This window comes from Nostoc sp. T09, assembly GCF_002154695.1.
Lineage (GTDB): Bacteria > Cyanobacteriota > Cyanobacteriia > Cyanobacteriales > Nostocaceae > Aulosira.
In genome coordinates, this window is record NZ_MTAV01000038.1 from 1 (window position 1) to 19410 (window position 19410).

The 19410-nt window shown below is 39.6% G+C and carries 15 protein-coding genes and 1 pseudogene; 11 read left to right on the plus strand and 5 right to left on the minus strand.

What is annotated here, in order from left to right; translation table 11 throughout:
• The 4 genes and pseudogenes from BV372_RS09850 to BV372_RS09865 form a co-directional block, all read left to right on the plus strand.
• Window positions 1-645, plus strand: a pseudogene (locus BV372_RS09850) (hypothetical protein); the annotation flags it as partial.
• Window positions 638-2893, plus strand: a complete 2256-nt coding sequence (locus BV372_RS09855; protein WP_086686289.1) for a hypothetical protein — start codon at window positions 638-640, stop codon at window positions 2891-2893. The pseudogene BV372_RS09850 and the gene BV372_RS09855, both read left to right, overlap by 8 nt.
• A 2-nt stretch (window positions 2894-2895) precedes the next feature.
• Complete coding sequence (locus BV372_RS09860) at window positions 2896-4107, plus strand: ATP-binding protein (RefSeq protein ID WP_086686291.1); 1212 nt, start codon at window positions 2896-2898, stop codon at window positions 4105-4107.
• A gap of 165 nt (window positions 4108-4272) precedes the next feature.
• Entirely contained in the window at window positions 4273-5061 is a 789-nt protein-coding gene (locus BV372_RS09865) for a hypothetical protein (RefSeq protein ID WP_086686296.1), read from the plus strand.
• Here the strand turns inward: BV372_RS09865 and hetI are convergent.
• Together hetI and BV372_RS09875 are read right to left on the minus strand one after the other, a co-directional pair.
• Complete coding sequence (gene hetI / locus BV372_RS09870) at window positions 5058-5777, minus strand: 4'-phosphopantetheinyl transferase HetI (protein ID WP_086686298.1); 720 nt, start codon at window positions 5775-5777, stop codon at window positions 5058-5060. The genes BV372_RS09865 and hetI overlap by 4 nt on opposite strands.
• Window positions 5778-5822: 45 nt before the next feature.
• Window positions 5823-6887, minus strand: a complete 1065-nt coding sequence (locus BV372_RS09875) for a YheT family hydrolase (RefSeq protein ID WP_086686300.1) — start codon at window positions 6885-6887, stop codon at window positions 5823-5825.
• 154 nt (window positions 6888-7041) lie between these two features.
• On the opposite strand from BV372_RS09875, the gene BV372_RS09880 reads away from it, so the two are divergent.
• Entirely contained in the window at window positions 7042-7785 is a 744-nt protein-coding gene (locus tag BV372_RS09880; RefSeq protein WP_086686302.1) for a response regulator transcription factor, read from the plus strand.
• A 480-nt stretch (window positions 7786-8265) separates the two neighbouring features.
• On the opposite strand, the gene BV372_RS09885 is transcribed toward BV372_RS09880, so the two are convergent.
• The 3 genes from BV372_RS09885 to BV372_RS09890 all read right to left on the minus strand — a co-directional run bounded on the left by BV372_RS09885 (window position 8266) and on the right by BV372_RS09890 (window position 11848).
• Window positions 8266-9513 carry a bifunctional sterol desaturase/short chain dehydrogenase gene (locus BV372_RS09885; RefSeq protein ID WP_086686304.1) on the minus strand — a complete coding sequence of 416 codons (1248 nt, stop codon included), beginning with the start codon at window positions 9511-9513 and terminating at the stop codon, window positions 8266-8268.
• A gap of 70 nt (window positions 9514-9583) precedes the next feature.
• Entirely contained in the window at window positions 9584-9736 is a 153-nt protein-coding gene (locus BV372_RS36150; RefSeq protein ID WP_179198036.1) for a hypothetical protein, read from the minus strand.
• Window positions 9737-9841: 105 nt separating this feature from the next.
• A complete protein-coding gene (locus BV372_RS09890; RefSeq protein ID WP_086686306.1) occupies window positions 9842-11848 on the minus strand; it encodes a pentapeptide repeat-containing protein in 2007 nt (668 codons plus the stop codon).
• Window positions 11849-11930: 82 nt separating this feature from the next.
• Here BV372_RS09890 and BV372_RS09895 point away from each other — a divergent pair, with 82 nt between their 5' ends.
• The 6 genes from BV372_RS09895 to ychF all read left to right on the plus strand — a co-directional run bounded on the left by BV372_RS09895 (window position 11931) and on the right by ychF (window position 19404).
• Entirely contained in the window at window positions 11931-15194 is a 3264-nt protein-coding gene (locus tag BV372_RS09895; RefSeq protein ID WP_086686308.1) for a peptidoglycan-binding protein, read from the plus strand.
• 100 nt (window positions 15195-15294) lie between these two features.
• Complete coding sequence (locus tag BV372_RS09900) at window positions 15295-16551, plus strand: caspase family protein (RefSeq protein ID WP_086686310.1); 1257 nt, start codon at window positions 15295-15297, stop codon at window positions 16549-16551.
• Window positions 16552-16626: 75 nt separating this feature from the next.
• Window positions 16627-16773: a hypothetical protein gene (locus BV372_RS36155; RefSeq protein WP_179198037.1), complete on the plus strand. Its 147-nt coding sequence runs from the start codon at window positions 16627-16629 to the stop codon at window positions 16771-16773.
• Window positions 16774-16848: 75 nt separating this feature from the next.
• Window positions 16849-17742, plus strand: coding sequence for a hypothetical protein (locus tag BV372_RS09905; protein WP_086686311.1), 894 nt, complete (start codon window positions 16849-16851; stop codon window positions 17740-17742).
• 310 nt (window positions 17743-18052) lie between these two features.
• Window positions 18053-18274: a hypothetical protein gene (locus BV372_RS09910; protein ID WP_086686313.1), complete on the plus strand. Its 222-nt coding sequence runs from the start codon at window positions 18053-18055 to the stop codon at window positions 18272-18274.
• A gap of 38 nt (window positions 18275-18312) precedes the next feature.
• Window positions 18313-19404, plus strand: coding sequence for a redox-regulated ATPase YchF (gene ychF / locus BV372_RS09915; RefSeq protein WP_086686315.1), 1092 nt, complete (start codon window positions 18313-18315; stop codon window positions 19402-19404).
• The last annotated feature ends 6 nt before the right edge of the window (window positions 19405-19410 follow it).

Genomic DNA, 19410 nt, shown 5'->3' on the forward strand with positions numbered 1-19410 from the left:
AACGCTACCTTCAGTTCCTCTCAGTATTTTCTCATGAATCATTCCGGATTGCTATATCAAGAAAGTTGTCAGGATGTAAAGCAGTATATTGGGCTATTGCTCGAAAATGAACCATATCAACAAGGATTGAGTCGGTGGATTCAAAAGCAAAATCATCTAACTAATGCTGATTTTGTAGAAGAGATAGCGACAAAAAGCGAAAATAATTTTATGTATTTACGCTGTGTTTTGCCAGCACTAGCTGATGGATTTTATGATAATAAACCTCTAGATGAATTACCTATAGGTTTACAAGGTTATTATGAAAACCACTGGCAACTTATGGGCATGACAACCAAGCCTTTACCAAAAAATAAAATCAAGATTGTCTATGTGATGTGTGCGCTTAGAAGCGCAGCTTCACGTGGAGTAATTGCCAAATATTCTAAACAAAATGAGTTGACTGTGCAAGAAGTTCTGAATGATTGGGCACAGTTTTTACAGAAGCAAGAAAATTATCAACCACCACGTTATAGGTTTTATCACGAAAGTTTCCGCGATTTTTTACATCGCCAGGATGTTGTGCAAGCAGCAGGCATAAATTTACCTGATATCAGCGCCGAAGTTGCTGATATTATGACAGAAGGACTTCCTGGTTATGAGTAATATTCGCACCTGGTTAGCTGAATTATCATTAGAAGAAATAGAACATTTCTTAGGTGAAGTTCCACGTTTGTTGTTAGAAGGTGGGCGAATTAATAAATTCTGCCGTCTATTGGCTGATTTTAACTTTATAGAAGCAAAAATTAATCATCATAACTTTGGTATACAAGCACTCATTGAAGATTATGATTTAATTGATGATACAGAATTATTAACGCACCCAGAATATAACAACCAAACTACAAAAGTACTAAAATTAATTCAAGGGGCATTGCAACTATCGGCACATATTATATCGAAAGACAAGACACAGCTATTAACACAATTGTGGGCACGAATGCACTGCTTTAAAATTTTTGAGATTCAGGTAATGCTTCTACAGGCACAGCATTCTAAAGATAATTTTTGGTTACGTCCTTTGACAAGTAGCCTTGATGCTCCTGGTGGGAGGTTGTTACGCACTTTGCCTCATAAGCATATTGTAAATTCTGTAGCTATCACTCCTAATGGTAAGTATTTAATATCTGGTTTATTCGACGGTAGCATAATAGTCTGGAATCGATTAACTGGGGAAGAATTATATAACCTCATAATTTATAGTAGGGATGTAGACACACAAAATGTAGAAGAAGGATTTTATGTTGTAACTACTCTTGCTGTGACACCTGATAGCAAACATTTGATTTCAGGAGCGGATGATGGAACTCTTAAAATTTGGAATCTAGATACTGGCAAAGAAGAGTTTTGCCTTACTAGTGATAAATACTCTATAAAAACAGTCGCAATTACTCCTGATGGCAAGCATGTAATATCAGGCTCAAGTGACGGAAGTATCAAAATCTGGAATTTAGATACTAGGAAACAAGTACGTAACTTTATTGCTCATACCTCTGAGGTAAACGCTATTGCAGTCACTCCTGATGCTAAATGCTTAATTTCAGCTTCCGCTGACAGAAGCGTTAAAATCTGGAATCTGGATACTGGAAAACAAGAGCTTACCCTTAATCAGAGTGACGCAGTAATAACTATCGCAATTACACCTGATAGCAAACACTTAATTTCTGGTTTATTGGATGGTAATCTTACAATCTGGAATCTAAAGACTAGGAAAAAAAAATGTACTCTTACAGGCCATAATGACTGGGTTCTTGCTGTTGTTGTCACCCCCAATAGCAAGTATGTGATTTCTTGTTCATCTGACAGAGTTATTAGAATCTGGAATCGCTCAACAGGGGAAGAAGTATTTACTCTTAAAGAAGATAGCGATTTTCTATATGCACTTGCAGTGAGTCCGGACGGCAAACACTTAATTTCTGCTTCAGGTTTTAACCTTAAACTTTGGAATTTGAAAGTAGATATTGCGGAATGTGAGAAATCTAACGTCACTGTTCATGATGACTGTGTAGATACCATAGCCTTTACTACCGATGGTAAATACCTTATATCGGGTTCGTGGGATGGAACTCTCAAAATCTGGAATCCAGAAACGCCAGAGGCAAGATGTATCATTAAATTCCATAATTCCCAAGTATACGCACTCGCAGTTACTACTGATGGCAAACACCTGATTTCTGGTGCGTTGGATGGAACTCTCAAAATCTGGAATTTGCGGACAGCAGAAATGTGTACTCTCTATGGTCATAAAGACACTATAAGATCTGTTGTTTTAACTTCTGATAACAAGCTAATAATTTCTGCCTCAAACGATAAGACTATCAAAGTATGGAATTTGAAAACAAGAAAGGAACTATTTACGCTGAGTGGGCACAGTGCAGGTGTGCAAGCTATAGCAGTTACCCCTGATGGCAAACTGGTAATTTCTGGTTCAGCAGACAATACGCTCAAAATATGGAATTTAAAAACAAGGAAGATATTGTTTACTCTAACGGGTCATCTTGACTCAATAGAAGCTATAGTTATTACTGCTGATAGTAAATATTTTATTTCTGCTTCCAGAGACAATACTCTTAAACTCTGGAATTTGGAATTAGCAGAGGAAGTATATACCTTTACAGGTCATAGTCATGGCGTACTAGATGTTACTATTACCCCTAATGGCAAGTACTTGATTTCAGCTTCTTTTGACCATACTCTCAAAGTTTGGGATTTACAATCTAGGAAAGAAATTGCCACTTTCACTGGAGAGAGTGACATCAGATGCTGTGCCGTTGCTCCAGATGGCGTAACAATTGGAGCAGGCGAAGAATCCGGACGCTTGCATTTCCTCCGTTTAGAAGGTGTGGAGACGTAACTATGAATATCCCACCTTCCAAAATTCCCATAAATTCCGCCTCATACCAAACCAAATTTAAACCTCTCCTTCTTGAAAAAAGCCAAAATTTTGTAGGTCGCACTTTCATATTCACCTTTATCAACGATTTTCTCCACTATTACAATCGTGGTTACTTCACCATTGTTGGCACACCTGGTAGCGGTAAAAGTGCCATCCTTGCCAAGTATGCGATCGCAAATCCTGATGTTCTCTATTACAACGCCCAAATTGAAGGCAAAAGTCGCGCTGAAGAATTTCTGAAAGATGTTTGCACGCAATTAATCAAAAGAATTGCGAATGAGGGACATGAAATAGAGGTTCCTGATAACGCAACTGAGGGGAGTTGGTTTCTCTCGCTGCTACTCCAGAAAATTAGCGATGAATTAAAACCTAACCAAAAATTGATAATTGCTATTGATGCATTAGATGCTATTGAACGTCACAGCCAACCCCCAGGTTCAAATTTGTTTTATCTTCCTAGATATCTCCCTCAAGGTGTCTATTTTCTCCTTACCCGTCGTCCCTTTCCTAAAGAAAAATTTGGTTTATTAATTGAAACGCCTTCCCAAATACATGATTTAGCAGCATACCCAGAACAAACCCGCCAAGATGTGCAAGCATACATTCGGCAATACCTAATATCGAATCCAATTGAATACTTATCATTAGGACTGACGCAGAGACAGGGGGACGCGGAGACACAGAGAAATTTGAATGATGAGTCATTTGAAGGACTTGATATAGCCCATCACTTTGTAGAGAGTGATAAGTCACATGAAGAATTTATTGCACATCTCATTCCTGAAAGCGAAAACAATTTTATGTTTCTCAGCCAGATTCTACCCTCCATTGCTGAAGGTTTTTACTCTGAACCATTCCAGCGCCAACCACTTCCGCCGGGTTTACAGGCTTACTATCAACAGCATTGGCAGAAAATGACGTCTGAAGGTTTGTCTGATGTGGCGTTAAAGATACTTCGCGTCCTTACCCATCTTAAAAATGGTGAATGTTTATCAGCACAAGCGATTGCACAAACTATAAATGAAGATGCATACGATATCGCGGAAGTGCTAGAAAATTGGCTTGAGTTCTTGGTGTTACAACGAATAGACACAAAAACGCATTACAGTTTTTACCATTCCAGCTTTCGTAATTGGTTGGCACAAAGACTGAGTAGCAAAGAAATTGAGTAATTAAATTTTTCCTAGTGCTGATTTACGTAGCTTTTAACCCAAGTTTCTAGTTATGGAAAGTAAAGGCGATGTCTATGGACAAGCCGCTTTGCGTCTACGCACATCGCACATCTACATTGCAATTATTCTATAAGCTAAAAGTAGATTAAGTTATGTAACTATCCCATGCAGCAGTCAACTCAAGGCGATAACCGCGATTTTCTCCGCCAGCTTGCAACCCTGGCTGCAATTATCAGCGCTTTCGTTGTCAATGTGATATCGAACGTTTTTCCGCTGAATGGACTAAGTATTGGGGAAATTTCCAATACTTTGTTCAAAAATGTCTTGGTTATTCCTGCTAACTATGCATTCGCTATTTGGGGGCTGATTTACCTCGGTTTGTTTGCTTTTGGAATTTACCAATTCCTCCCCAGCCAGAAAGATGATTCAGATTTACGCAATACAGGATATCTCTTAGTAATTGCCTCTATTGCTCAAAGTATTTGGGTATATCTCTTCCTCTCTCGGCTGTTTGCTCTTTCTGTTGTCGCAATGTTGTTGATTTTGCTACCGCTAATTAGTGTTTATTTGCGGTTAGATATTGGCAACAAGCCTGTAACTCGGCAGAAAAAGTGGTGTATCTACAGGCCTATCAGTATTTATCTGAGTTGGATTAGTGTAGCAACTATTGTAAATGTAGCCTCTGCCTTATATTCCCAGGGTTGGAATGGTTGGGGTATTTCTGCTGAAGTGTGGACTGTGATTCTATTGTTGGTAGCAACTGCAATTGCTGTAGCCATTGTCATCCAGCGCCGAGATATTGCTTATGCGGGAGTAACAGTGTGGGCAATCTTGGCGATCGCAATCAAGCACTGGAACAACCCTATACTGAGAAATACAGCGTTAGCTTTGGTAATTGTCCTTGTCTTAATCGCCATCATTAAAAATTCACGTACTCAACAAGAACACATTTAATATTGCCAGCACTTCAAATCCCAGCCAAAACCGCCTACAGCGACAGCAGCAGCATAATTGTCGGCAGGTTCTAGTTCTAGTAGACTCCAGTCTTTAAATGTCTGCAATTTAGCTGGTTCTGAAGGAGTTAGGGAGACTTCTATTTTCTCTAACTGCGCTATTCCCTCACCTGTGGCTTTTAAATAGGCTTCCTTGCAAGTCCAAAAGCGGAAAAATACTCCTGGTCTTTGCTCAGGAGGTAGCGATCGCACTAGATCATATTCTCTCGGTAAAAAGAACCTTTGAGCCAAGGATTCTAAATCGGACATCGGGCGGATGTATTCTAGGTCTATCCCAATTTGGCGATTTTTACTGACTGCGCACAAAGCTAAATCCTGGGAGTGAGATAAATTAAACGCTAACCCACTGTCGGCAAATTCATGCGCTAAGAATGGTTTGCCACGGGCTTCATAATCAAACTGCACCTCTTGCGGAGCAATAGCTAAATAACGACCCAATATAGCCCTTAGGCTACCACGTCCAGCAATGAAACGTTGGCGATGCTCTTGAAAATAAAATCTTTGAGCACGAGCAGATTCATCGTCAGAGAGAGTTGCTGCCAAGTTTTCCAGCGTTGGTTCTGGTAGGTCGAGGTGTATTCGCCAGATATGGACATCATTCGGCAACAAAGTTACATTTGTCGGCGCAGGGAGCCATAAATACTTAGGAGCAGTCATCAAGTTAGAACATTAAGGGTGTGGTAAACGAAGCCATTTTACTCTCTATTGCCCTGTTCGCTTTTGCTCAAGCCACTGCAAAACCCGATTCCATGCCCACCAAGGGTCTGGATCTTGTGCTTGGCGCTGACCCGCTTTACTATTTAAATAGCCAATATGTCCACCGTAACGGGTGAGTAGCAAATCTATCATAGGATTGCCATTACTGGCAGCTTTTAATTCCGGAATGAGGGCTGGGTGAAAAAATGGGTCATCAGCGGCATATATGATCAACGTGGGCTTTGACAGATGGGGCAGTAATGGTAAAGCACTGCTAGCTTGGTAATAGGCTTCTACAGTGGGAAAACCCAGCCTCTCAATTACCAGTTCCTTGTCGAAATTCCAAATACTGTTTGCCCGTTTAATTGCTTCTGGATCAATGCTACCGGGATGAGCATCATGTATCCGCCACGCTAGTTCTTTCAAATTCCGCGTTATTCCTGCCTCGAAATATTTGCCAAAGGGGTCTTTAACTAAATAAGATAGCGATCGCACAGAATCCAAGTTCGGACAAATCACTGCACCACCGCCAATGTCGCTAAATTGGATGCCTAAATCCTCATCACCCCCAGTTAGCTCTACAGCAGCTTTTAGCCCCCACAGCGCCAACTGTCCTCCTAAAGAAAACCCCACAAACCAAAATTGCTTCGGACACCCCATTGATGCTGCTGCTGCGGCAAGGCGGACAAAATCTTCTCCTTCGTACAAGCCATCGGATGTTAAAGTCGGTGACAACTCCGCTGTCTTACCGTGGGCACGCCAATCAAATAACACCACAGCATACCCTTGAGCATAGGCCTTACGTCCGAAGAGTCTCAAATTCCATTCCTGACCCAACTCTCCTGTAATACCATAGGTGCCAATAATCGTACCGTGAGCTTTTTCTGGGATTGCTACCCAACAAAAAATTGGTACACCTTGTCCACCAGTCAATACTGTTTTATGGTATGGCGGTTCTGGATGTTGAATTGTACTTTCCCAATAACGACTTCCCCACAAAGCGGTGTATACAGTCATTGCCACACCATTTTGCAGTAAACGAGCCGGATTGTAGGGAGCGTGACACATCATATAAGAAATTTCGTGTACTTTAGGATAGATTTCCAAATCCTGTTATCTTAAGGTTTATGTTAGATTTAAAATCTTTTTTATAATCAATACAGCAATCTTTGTATCTACCAAAGGTTCTTATTTATCCTTAATAAGTAGTAATAATTTTTTAAGAATGCCGAGGATTCTTGTCATAGACGATGACCCAGCAATTTCAGAACTCGTTGCCGTCAACTTGGAAATGGCTGGCTACGATGTTAGTCAAGCGGAAGACGGGATTAAAGGTCAGGCGCTAGCTCTCCAGCTACAACCGGACTTGATCATGCTCGATTTGATGTTGCCGAGGGTAGATGGATTTACCGTGTGCCAACGCTTGCGTCGGGATGACCGCACAGCCGAGATTCCGGTGTTAATGTTGACTGCTTTAAGCCAAACACAAAATAAAGTGGAAGGCTTCAATGCCGGAGCAGACGACTATCTGACCAAACCCTTTGAAGTAGAAGAAATGCTGGCACGAGTGCGGGCACTATTGCGGCGCACTGACCGTATTCCTCAAGCGGCAAAGCATAGTGAGATTCTTAATTATGGACCATTGACCCTCGTTCCCGAAAGATTTGAGGCAATATGGTTCCATGAGACAGTCAAACTGACTCACTTGGAATTTGAGTTACTTCATTGCTTGCTCCAACGCCACGGACAGACAGTTTCTCCTAGCGAAATCCTGCGGGAAGTTTGGGGCTACGATCCAGATGATGACATTGAAACGATTCGAGTACATATTCGCCACCTGAGAACCAAACTCGAACCAGACCCCCGTCATCCCCGTTACATCAAAACAGTGTACGGTGCTGGATATTGTCTTGAGTTACCCAGCTTACCTCCATCCGCTGAAGGAGCCTCAACATCAGTTGTTGAGTGAAATCAGGGTAAATTTCTTTACCTCAGCCATAAATTGGCACTCTGTTCTGTAAAACTTAGCGAGTGCCAATCAGGATGTTGTGTCTTAAATTGGTGTCAAATTAGCAAATACTGCTTGTAGTTAAGCTCTTCATTTGCTCAAACCTGACAATAACTCACAGTAAGTATTTCAACCTCTCCAGGCACTGAAATCCTTTGATACTTTGTGTGTAACTGACTTACTCTCTTCATCACCTAAGAAAGGCAGAGGGCAGAAGGCAGAAGGCAGAAGGCAGAAGGGAAGAATTTATTTTCCCTCTGCCAAAAGGGTCTCAAGCCCATAAATGCCCAATAAGGCCAGTTGCACGCCAGTTGCTTCAACGCGACGGGACTTCCTACAAGTCGGCAAAGCCGCCCAACGGAGTGCCTTGGGAACCCGCGCAACGCACTGGCTCCTCAAGTCGGGTAACCCGCTTACGGCGCTGGCTCCCCTATGCCAAATTCACTCACTTTTAGCTTTATTACTAAAAATTCGATAGTAAAGCCACGTGCTAGTTTCTTTCACAGGAAAAAGCAGGTATGTTAAAGGATTTATTGTCACAATAATATTGCGAAAGTCTCGCTGTGCTAAAAACAGAATGGCACGAGCTACTTGCTGTGCTGACATGACTCCGTAAGGATTGAGTGGACTTTTAAACGGTCCAAGAATTAACTTGCGAATTATACAATCCCCATCTAAACGCTTCAGCGTCACAATATCGCCTAGGGCGCGTTTGCTAAGTTCATAAAGGGGGCTTAATGCTGGAGACACTTCCGCCTCAGATGTATTAACCCAGATTTCTTTAGTTGCTTTTGATTGTGGCCCTGTCACAGTTGTCAAAAATATATCCATCAACCGCAACGCCGAAAAAGTATTTACTTCATAGGAGGAATTAATTGCCTCTGGTGTGCGACTAGTATAGACATTGACTCCGTGATTGAGAATCAAAATATCAACTTTCTCTAAACTATCTCTCAAATCTGCTTCCTTACCCAATTCCCAAGAAATTATTGCTAGCTTATCTTGCCCCTGTAATTTTTCTGGGTGAGTAGTTAATGCTACTACCTTAGCATTATGCTTGATCAGTTCAGCCGCCAATGCTTGCCCTAAAGCACCTGACGCGCCAGTTAAAGCTACGGTCTTACCCTTAAGGGAAAGTCCTGTGCCTAATATGGTATCTACTAAGGGAAATACACCGCTGTAGTAGGCGTTGACATCATCAAAATGATGTCGCCAGTGATAAGACCGATTCACCCACCACACCGATGGAATGGTTTCTAATGGCCCGGGAAGGTGGTTGAAGTCTGTGTCAATTTTCCCTTGGAAATACCGCAGGGACGCACCATACAAGAAGGTAAAAGCATAGGTTACTCCCAGCCAAAAACCCATTTGCTGGAGAAATAAAGCAATTACCGTCAATATCACTACCAGTAGACTTGACTCTAAAATGTCATGATATAGCTGAGACTCTTGGTAAGTTTTTAGAGAAACTATCGATAAATCTCGGCGATATGCCATGTGGTGCTTGTTGTGCAATTTACTCAGCCAACTCACTTGGTGACACAAGGCATGATATACATCTCTCAATACCTCAGCCAATAACAGCGAGAATAATCCCCAAATAGCAAACTGTAAGCAGGTATTTACTAAATCCCAATTAATTTGTAGTTGGCCCTCAATCTCAGGCAAGCCAAGAGCTAATATATTCATCGTGATTTTGCTGTACTCGTTTTTTGTAACCATTCTTCATAATCTAATAAGAGTAGTTTAAGGTCGAGTTTTAGAGCAAGCTAAAATCAAACTGCGTAAAAGTTTTTTCCCAAAGGCGATCGCTAATTGGCTGGACAATGGCTAAAACTATCCGCAAGCAATGCTTAATTGTGCCCTCCCTGTTGGGTTCAATATACTGGTTACGCAGCTGATAATGAGACACAGCAACACAGCTTTTGAAAGCCTTTGAGGCACATTAGCGACTAATATTTCAAAAAAAGTTGATGTGTAAAATAACAAAGTATAATAGGCGATCGCACTTTGTGAATTAGCTGAGTTGAGAGATTGCTGCTTGCATAGCTGTAGTCATCACACTTTCTGGCATGGCACTAGTAACTTGCTGACCTTGTTGCAGCAAAAACTGCTTGAAAAAAGGATCTTTATTGGCTTCAGCGAGAATCACTTGTTGAATTAGTTCTACTTGCTGATTCGATGTAGTAGCAACACTCTGTCCTTGGAGTTGATTTAAGAGATTTTGAGCTTTTGTATTGACTGCATCTAAATTACCACCATTAGCAACAATGCTGCGAACTTGACCAGCTGCTTCATCGTAATCAATTTGCCCAGAACCAGCAAGGTTGGTAATGGTACTACCACTAATGAAAAAACTATTACCAAAAGGTTGCTTACTATAACCTTTCAAGGCTTCTGCCTGATCTGCGGCAATACCTAATAGCTTATTAATTTGTTGTTCTTTGCTGGCAAGCAGATTCAGCATTTCGGGGTAAACACCATTGAGGCGCTGTTCAACAATTTCTTTGGGTGCGTTCTCATTATGAGTCACCTTAACAACCCACAAATCCCCACGTTTTTCAATACCCTTGAGTTCTAATCCTAGTCCATCATCTTCTATCTGTAGCTTTTGTAAAGTAAAGGCAAAAGCCCGCCAGTTGACTCCCTCTTTAAAAACTAGTTCAACAACATTACCAACTTCTTGATATAGTGATTCAAATTCTCTAGGTTCAAAATTCTGGCCTGCTAGGGGATAGCGATCGCTAGGCTCTCCTTTGTCATCCAATTTACGATATATATATTCACATTCAACATTAGTAAAGTTAGTCTGGCTATTCACACTCCAATCTTGAATACAAATCCCCGTTAAATTTGCGCCAGTAAAATCCACCCCTATGACTTGAGTACGAACTAAAATACTTCCTCGTAGATCAGCGTTTTGCAAATCTGCACCTGTTAAATCAGTATCAGTGAAATCAAGTTGGCGCAAATCTGCATTTTGGAGATAGGCCCCTCGCAAATTTAGTTGGCTCAAGTCCTTGGCTTCCGAATACCCATGAGTTAAAAGTTTTTGTACTCTGGGATTTTCTAAATCCAAGTAGCGACTATCAACTCTGGCTCTTTCAAGTCCGGTAACACCTTGGAAACAAGTGCGGTAGAGTTTTCTGGCTCGCAAGTCAGTGTTAGCTAACTTAGCTCCTCTAAAATTAACTCCACTCAGGTCTAAGTTCTGGAAAGAAGTAGCACGCCAAGAACCAATAGCTAGTGTCCAGGAACGTAGTAGATCAGGATACCGCCAAGGTACATCTTGGTAATAATTAACCCACCAGCTACTGAGTGTTAATATTAACGTTAATAAAATTCCACCAAAAATAGCAATTCTAGTGAGAGTTAATTGTTCTATATCAGTTAACGTCGGCAAAATATCCTTAAGCCAGATAGCATTTTTTTTAGCAGCAGAGAATGCGACATCAGAGCCAACCTTTGCTGCAAAGGTGTTAATTAAAGCGCTAGAAAGCCTAGAAGTAATCCATACCCAGCGATGTTTAGGTAATAAAATATCAAACAAGGCAGCAGTAAAACGTAGAAAGTAGAAGCAGATGTTACATATCACTAGCCCTACAATCATCAATACTGAAGTTGCGAAAAAAAACTGCTCAGGTAGTTCTAATAGACCCAATTCTGCCAGTAGACTGGTTCCTGTTATAGATATGAATACAGCTAAGATTGCTAATAGTATACCTCGACTCCAACCCTGATAAATTGTAGTTAAAAGCCAGCTAACTAAAACGAAAATCATCAGTGAATACCCTAAACGTAGTTGAGTATCTACACTGATATATAAACTTGTAATTCCGCCCAGATAGCCTGATACAATACTTAATAAAATGCAAATCAAAGTTACTAAAAAGATTAAGAGAATTTTGGTATGCGTGGTTTGCCCTGCTAGTGCACCACTCATATCGATTTCCAGATTTTCTTGTACATACAATCGACCTCGGATTTTTTTGATTTGAAAACTCTGTTTATTAATACCTTGCATACCAATGCCATTAATTCAATTATTTTGTATTAATATATACTATAAATATTAAATATAAACATTTTTAATCAAGAGAGGATATATGCAAATTAATTCCGATCTACCTACCTCGCTTCTTAAAGCAAATTGGATTAACCAAGGTGGACTAGGAGGTTGGGAATTCCTTTCTGGTATACCTGAAGAAAAAGATTTTTTAAACAACCTTGATTTAGAGGATGAAAAGAAAATTATTACAATTGTTAAGGAAAGATTACGATTCCTTACTACTCAAAAGTCATCAGTTTCCGTAGGAGCAGATTCTCGAGATATTTTACCAGCATCATCTTTACAAGTGGGGATGAAAAGAAGTTTAGCCGTATGTCGCATTTCGAGATTTTTTCCTCTCAAAGATTTTCAAAATTTTATAGAAGATATTGAGAAGGAAATCTTAAAGCGAAATGATGATAATAATTTCAATCAGCCTGAGAAAATCAAAGAGATATTTTTAATTCCTGACCATATATTTAATACAATTTTTTTAACTGATGAAGTGCCAAAGAATTTACCTTTAAAAGGAGTGGATTATTTAGAAAAGCTAAAAAATATTTCTGAAAGTCAACTATCCGTCCTAAATCCTATTCCCATAGGAACTGGCTTTCTAGTTGGTGTTGCTCATTTAATTACTAATAATCATGTAATTAGAAATAAGAAAATAGCTAGCCAGTGTGTTGCACAATTTAACTATATTGAAGATACTCTTGGTTATACACAGCAGACCATAGATTATGAGCTTGATCCAGAAATTTTATTCGTGAATGAGCCAAGTTTGGATTACACTCTTGTACAACTAAAATCTAGTATGTTTACAAGACAAGCTGGGTATTATTTTGATTGGATTCAGCTGATTGAAAACGATCTAAATATTTTTCCTGGGTTAACAGAAAGTATTAGAAATAATCTCAATGGACAAGAAGATAAAAAGCTTTTGTCTAATTTAAATAAAGAAATAAATACTGGCGATAATATATTTATTGTTCATCATCCAAAAGGTAAACAAAAAAAGATTGATATCAGTAATAACAAAGTTATTGAAAATGGCTTATACAAAAATTTTCTCAGATATAGAGTAGACTCTGATTATGGTTCATCTGGAGGTTTGGTTGTTAACAGTAAATGGGAGGCAGTAGCATTACATCATGCAGCTGTGCCTAAAGATGATAGTGACGATAATCAAGAGCATAAAGTTGAAATAGTTGCCCAACAAGGTATCAGAATTTGCAAAATTGTTGAAGATTTAAAGAAAAAGAGTTTTCATTATAGAAAATTAAGAAATTTTATCGAGGACTTTGTTATTACCTCGGAACAGTTAAATAATCCTCCTTTAGCATTTGCGATTGAATTGGATGGATTTAATGATTATGCACTTTTAAAAAATTTTGTTGATTGTCAATTTATTACTCAGCCTCAGGTTAGTAATGGATTTAGTATTGAGGCTTTTATATGCGCTTACTCTAATGAAATAGAAAGTACAATATTTAGTAAATTTTACCAGAATTTTTCTAATGATTGTATAGCAACTCTTGGTTATGATGCTCTACGAGTATATATAAACAAAGAAGGGAAAATAGTCTTTTCCAGAAAAATGTATACGCTTCCAACTCTCCCGTTAGAAATACCTCAAGAAGAGACGAAGCAAAAAGAATTTATATTTAATCTACAAAGTATTCTGAAGATTTTGATATACAGTGTTGTTGTTAATGGTATATATGATGATGAAACCAAAAGAGCATTACAAGAATTTGTAAAAAATCTCCAAGATAATATTGAATTTGATCCTACAAAAGATATTAGTGAGATAGATCCTCAAATATTAAATTATTTAAATTCACAAATTACTTTTTTAGGTTTATATGACCTTAATTATGAGGCTCTTGAGGAGTTATCTTATGAAAAAAAGGAGCTAAAAATCCCTGTTTCCGAAAATCCTAGCCAAGGACAAATAGTCAAAGGTCTTCAGAAATTGTTAAATAATCTTGGTTATTATAATTGTCAACCTAATGGTGTGTATAACAAAGAGACCTGCAATGCTGTAAAGAAGTTTCAAAAAACTTTTGGACTCAAACAAGATGGTGTTTGTGGGCCACTGACTCAGAAAATGATAACTCTAATCCAGTCTTATGAATATGAAACTGAAGAAATAATCAATTTTGGAGGATTTAATCAAATTACTATAACTTGTAGGAAAGAGGATGAAGAATTAAAAATAGATATTCAGATTAACGGAAATTCCAGCAACTTACAATTATGCCAAAAATCAACCAATCAAAATTTGCAAGAACTTCAACAAAAGATTAGAAATGCTGAAAGAAATGTTGATATCACTCAAGGTAGTCCTGTAATTATTGGTGCTTACTCTAACAAAAATCTTGCTATCCCAGATTTTCCATACAAAGGAAATTTGTGGAGTTTTTTTAGAGGAGCTATTGCTAAAGTTTGTCTGAAGAATCAGGAAAATGTAGTAATTAGTCATTGGCAATTTGAAGAAGGTAAAGGCAATAAATTAAATAATCTCATATCCACAAAAAATCACAATCAGATTTTAGAAATATATGGTGAACCAAAATGGTTGCGCCAATCAAACTTTCCTGCTCCACTATTACCCTCTGCTTTAAAATTTGATGATAAGAATAACTATGTAGATTGTGGAAATAATGAAAGTCTAAATGTCACTGATGCAATTACTGTTGAAGCATGGTTTAAACACAAGTTTGGTAATTGTTTGATTGTTGAGCGAGTTGATAGTGAAAAGAATGGTTACTCTCTATCCTGGTACAACGGAAAAATATGTGTAGTGTTGCAGCAGGATCGAGGTTCTATTGAAAAAACAGTCGTTTATACAAAAGAGAATGCTCCACAGGATGAGGTGTGGCATCATGTCGCTTTTAGTTGGGATAATAAATGCCATGAAATTTCGATTTATATCGACGGCAGAATACAGGACTGTGTAGTAGAAGGACGATGCAAGACTATTCTTTTTGCAGGGAAAGGCAAGAGTATTGGTTTGTTTACAGGGCCTTTGCCACAAGTTACAGAATCTCTAAAGATTGGTTGTAAGGAAGGAAAAGAGATTTATTATAGTGTTGCGATCGCTGATGTCCGGCTCTGGAAAGTAGCCCGTAATCAGGATGATATTAAAGCAAATATGTCTCGACGGTTGGCAGGCAAAGAGGAAGACTTGGCTGGTTATTGGCGACTGGATGATGACAAGAATGTACTTAATCTTGTCAACGGCAAGCCTGGTAAGATTATTGGAGAAGCAACCTGCTTTCCCTCACCATCTATTACCCTCCCCAAGCAACAGAAGTAACCGCAGAAAACTCAGATTTGACTTCCTGCGCAATAGTAAAATGGCGATGCGATCGCCACTAATCTTAAAAAGTCTCTTTGATAAATTTGTGATCAATTAAATGGCGAAGCTAGCACTGCTAATCGAGGTAAGTCAATATCAGCCTGGTTTAAATCCTCTACCTGCTGCTGAAAAGGATGTGCTGGAAATACAGCGAATTTTACAACACCCTCAAATAGGCAATTTTTCGGACATCCAAATACTGCATAATCCTGACCCACTGGAAATGCAAGATGCGATTGAGACTTTGTTCTCTGGCCGTGCTAAAGATGACCTAGTATTACTCTTTTTCTCTGGACATGGTATTAAGGATGATACTGGTAAGCTTTATTTTGCTACACGCTTGACTCGCAAAGACGAACGCAGCGCACTCCGCAAGTCAACAGCAGTTGCGGCTAGTTTTGTCCATGACATTATGAGCAACAGCCGCTCAAAACGCCAAGTAGTGATTCTTGACTGTTGCTTTAGTGGGGCTTTTGCTGAGGGTTTATTAGCTAAAGATGACGGTGCTATTGATGTCAAAGCTCAACTGGGCGGAGAAGGGCGAGTTATTCTCACCTCTTCTACCTCAACTCAGTATTCATTCGAGCAGCAAGGCTCAGACCTCTCAATTTACACTCGCTATCTAGTTGAAGGTATCGAAACTGGAATGGCGGATAAAGATGGTGATGGTGTAATTTCTGTAGATGAGTTGCATGAGTATGCTAAAAGCAAAGTTCAAGCAGCAGCACCAGCCATGAAACCGGAAATCTATGCTGTTAAAGAAGGGTACAAAATTATACTGGCTAAAGCACCCTTAGGTGATACAAAGTTGAGATACCGCAAAGAAGTTGAACTTTATGCTAGCCGAGGTGAGATTTCTTTTGTAGGGCGTAAAGCATTAGATGCATTCCGCGAAAGTTTGGGATTGCATCAGGAAGAAAGCAGCGCCATTGAAACGGAGGTTTTACAACCTTATCGGGAGTACAAAAAAAAATTACAGCATTATGAGCAGGTATTAGTTGAGGTAATTCAACAGGAGCGCATTTTGAGTGAGGATACTCGCAGCGATTTAAAACGGTTACAGCAAATTTTGGGTCTTGGTGACGAAGACATAGCACCAATAATTGAAGCACGCATCAACCCCCAAGAAAAACTAGCCACACCTCTGGCTGACGAGCAACAAGTAGATGCTCAATCAACTCAAGAAACTGAGGTTGTAAGTTCTCCATCGAATCAATACTTGAACACCTTCAATATATCAGGCAGCAATATTACAAATCTTAGTGGTTCCGGACAAATAAATTACCACGAGGCTCCCAAACAATCGGGAAACTGATACGATTTCCTCACGAACTAGAGACGATAGCTGAGGTGCGATCGCAACTGAAGTAGTCAAGTTTAGAGATTCACTATGCTTGTGGAAAAAGCTGGCAAGACCAAGGCTCCAAATCCTGATAATTTTGGTGGCAGCAGATTTGATGTTATTTGGGGCTTGATCTTCAACCGTATTCCTTCTAGTATTAGGGGCTATTTGCCGAAAGTGGATGCACTTATCTAAACAGTAGGCAAAAGTCAAGCTCGCATTTATTCTGAAGTAACACTGGGGTTACATTTGAATCACTAATTAGGAAAAATGAAGCTGTTATTTACTGCATTTGCTATTACTTCAACCATCTTCTTAACTCAAGGTTGCGCGTCACAAATTAAATCAACTCAAAAGTCAACCTCTGATTCTGCTATTGCTCAGGAAAATCATCATGCTGGTCATCATAATCATTCCAGCACATCACAGACTCACGAGCATCATGGATATCAATCAGCTTCCGAACCTGCTAGTGCTATTGCAAAGCTCACAGTTAAAGGAAAGATAGCTACAAACGTTCCTGTACCTTTAGTAATTGATGTCCAAGACAAAAATGGTCAAGCGATCGCTAATTTTGATAAATTCCAAGAACAATTAATGCATCTAATTCTTGTTAGTGATGGACTCCAAACTTTCAATCATATCCATCCTACTTACAAAGGAAATGGACGCTTTGAAGTCCAAGCTAATTTTCCCCATCCAGGCAAATACACATTTTTCAGTGATTATAAACCAGCAGGGAAAGCCGAACAAGTTTCTCTATTAAAATTACAAGTTCCTGGTGAAGCCCCTAATACACCAAAAATTGGCTTTTCTACCACTAACACTTTTGGTAATACTCAGGCTAATCTCAAGCTTTCTCAACCTACGCTTAAAGCTGGGCAAGAAGTCCATGTCATTTTTAACTTACAAGATGCTGCTACTAAGCAACCGATTAGTGATTTGCAACCTTATTTAGGTGAAAGAGGACATTTAGTGATCGTTAAACGGACATCACCATTGACACAAGCGGACTATATTCATGCTCATGCGTTGAAAGATACCCCAGTTGGAGAGGTTCATTTTATAACTAGTTTCCCAAAACCGGGTGATTATAAACTCTGGGGACAGTTTAATCGTAATGGCAAAATTGTCACTGCTGATTTTTGGCTGAATGTGCAATAGCAATGCGCAAATTTCTGTTTAATTTCTGATAGTAGGCATTGTGTTAAGTTTTGCAGTTTATCCCTCACGAGCGCTAACACCGCTCTGCGTCTACGCATTGGCTAGAAGATTTAAACTATCGGAATTAGGTTTGGTGACGGTGGGATTACGGAAATCACCATTGACTAGAAATCTCAGACACACAGCTTTTGATGGCAATAGCGGTAAATTATTCAAGAAATGTGTGTCTAGGTACAGCCATTAGGGAGATGTCAGCAGCTTAAGTTGTCATCTAGCTTGGGAAAGTCGGATAAATTAATTTAGACTTTCCATGATGAAACCCACTGCTATTTCTATACCCGAACCTGGAATTCCTAATCCTGTACCAAATCCTCTACCCAGTCCTGAACCTACACCAGGTCCAAGCATTCCCCAGCCTGTACCGGGGCCTGTACCCGAACCTGTACCTGCGCCTATTCCCCAGCCTGTACCAGGGCCGATTCCGCAAACAGTTCCAGGAACAATACCCCAAACAATTCCTGAACCTGTTTAAATTATCTTGGTAGTGTAAGCCAAAATCTAAAATCTAAAATGCTACGAGCCGGAATTGTCGGACTTCCCAACGTCGGAAAATCTACTTTATTTAATGCTGTAGTTGCTAACGCCAAAGCCGAAGCTGCTAACTTCCCTTTTTGCACCATTGAACCGAATGTCGGCGTTGTCGCAGTACCGGATGAGCGCTTAAATGTTCTCTCAAACATTGCCGGTTCAGCACAAATTATCCCAGCGCGTGTTGAGTTTGTCGATATTGCCGGTTTGGTTAAAGGTGCAAGCCAAGGTGAGGGATTAGGTAATCAATTTCTGTCCCACATCCGGGAAGTTGATGCCATAGTCCATGTAGTGCGTTGTTTTGAGAATGATGATATTATTCACGTCGCTGGTTCTGTTGACCCAGCACGAGATATTGAAATCATTAATTTGGAGCTTGGTTTATCAGATTTAGCACAAATTGAGCGCCGAATTGACCGCACCCGCAAACAAGCGCGTACTAGTAAAGACGCACAATTTGAAGTCACAGTTCTAGAAAAATTAGCTGCGGCTTTAAATGAAGGTAAATCTGTGAGACAGGTGAGTTTAACTGAAGAAGAAGCAGAGATTATCAAAGGACTAGGACTGCTGACAAATAAACCAATTATTTACGCCGCCAATGTCTCTGAGGATGACTTAGCAACGGGTAATGATTTTGTAGAGAAAGTGCGGCAAATTGCATCTGGTGAAAATGCTCAAGTTGTTATAGTTTCTGCTCAAGTAGAAGCCGAACTCGTAGAATTAGCAGAAGAAGATAAAGCTGATTTTCTCGCATCATTGGGTGTGGAAGAAGGCGGTTTAAAATCTTTGATTCGTGCTACATATACCTTGTTAGGCTTGCGGACATATTTCACCAGTGGACCCAAAGAAACCCGCGCTTGGACAATTCACGCAGGAATGTCTGCACCCCAAGCAGCAGGTGTAATTCACTCTGACTTTGAACGAGGATTTATTCGCGCTGAAACTGTTGCTTATAATGATTTAGTAACAACTGGTTCAATGAATGCTGCGAAAGAAAAAGGCTTAGTGAGAAGTGAAGGCAAAGAATATATTGTCAAAGAAGGCGATGTAATGTTATTCCGATTTAATGTGTAGTAGAAA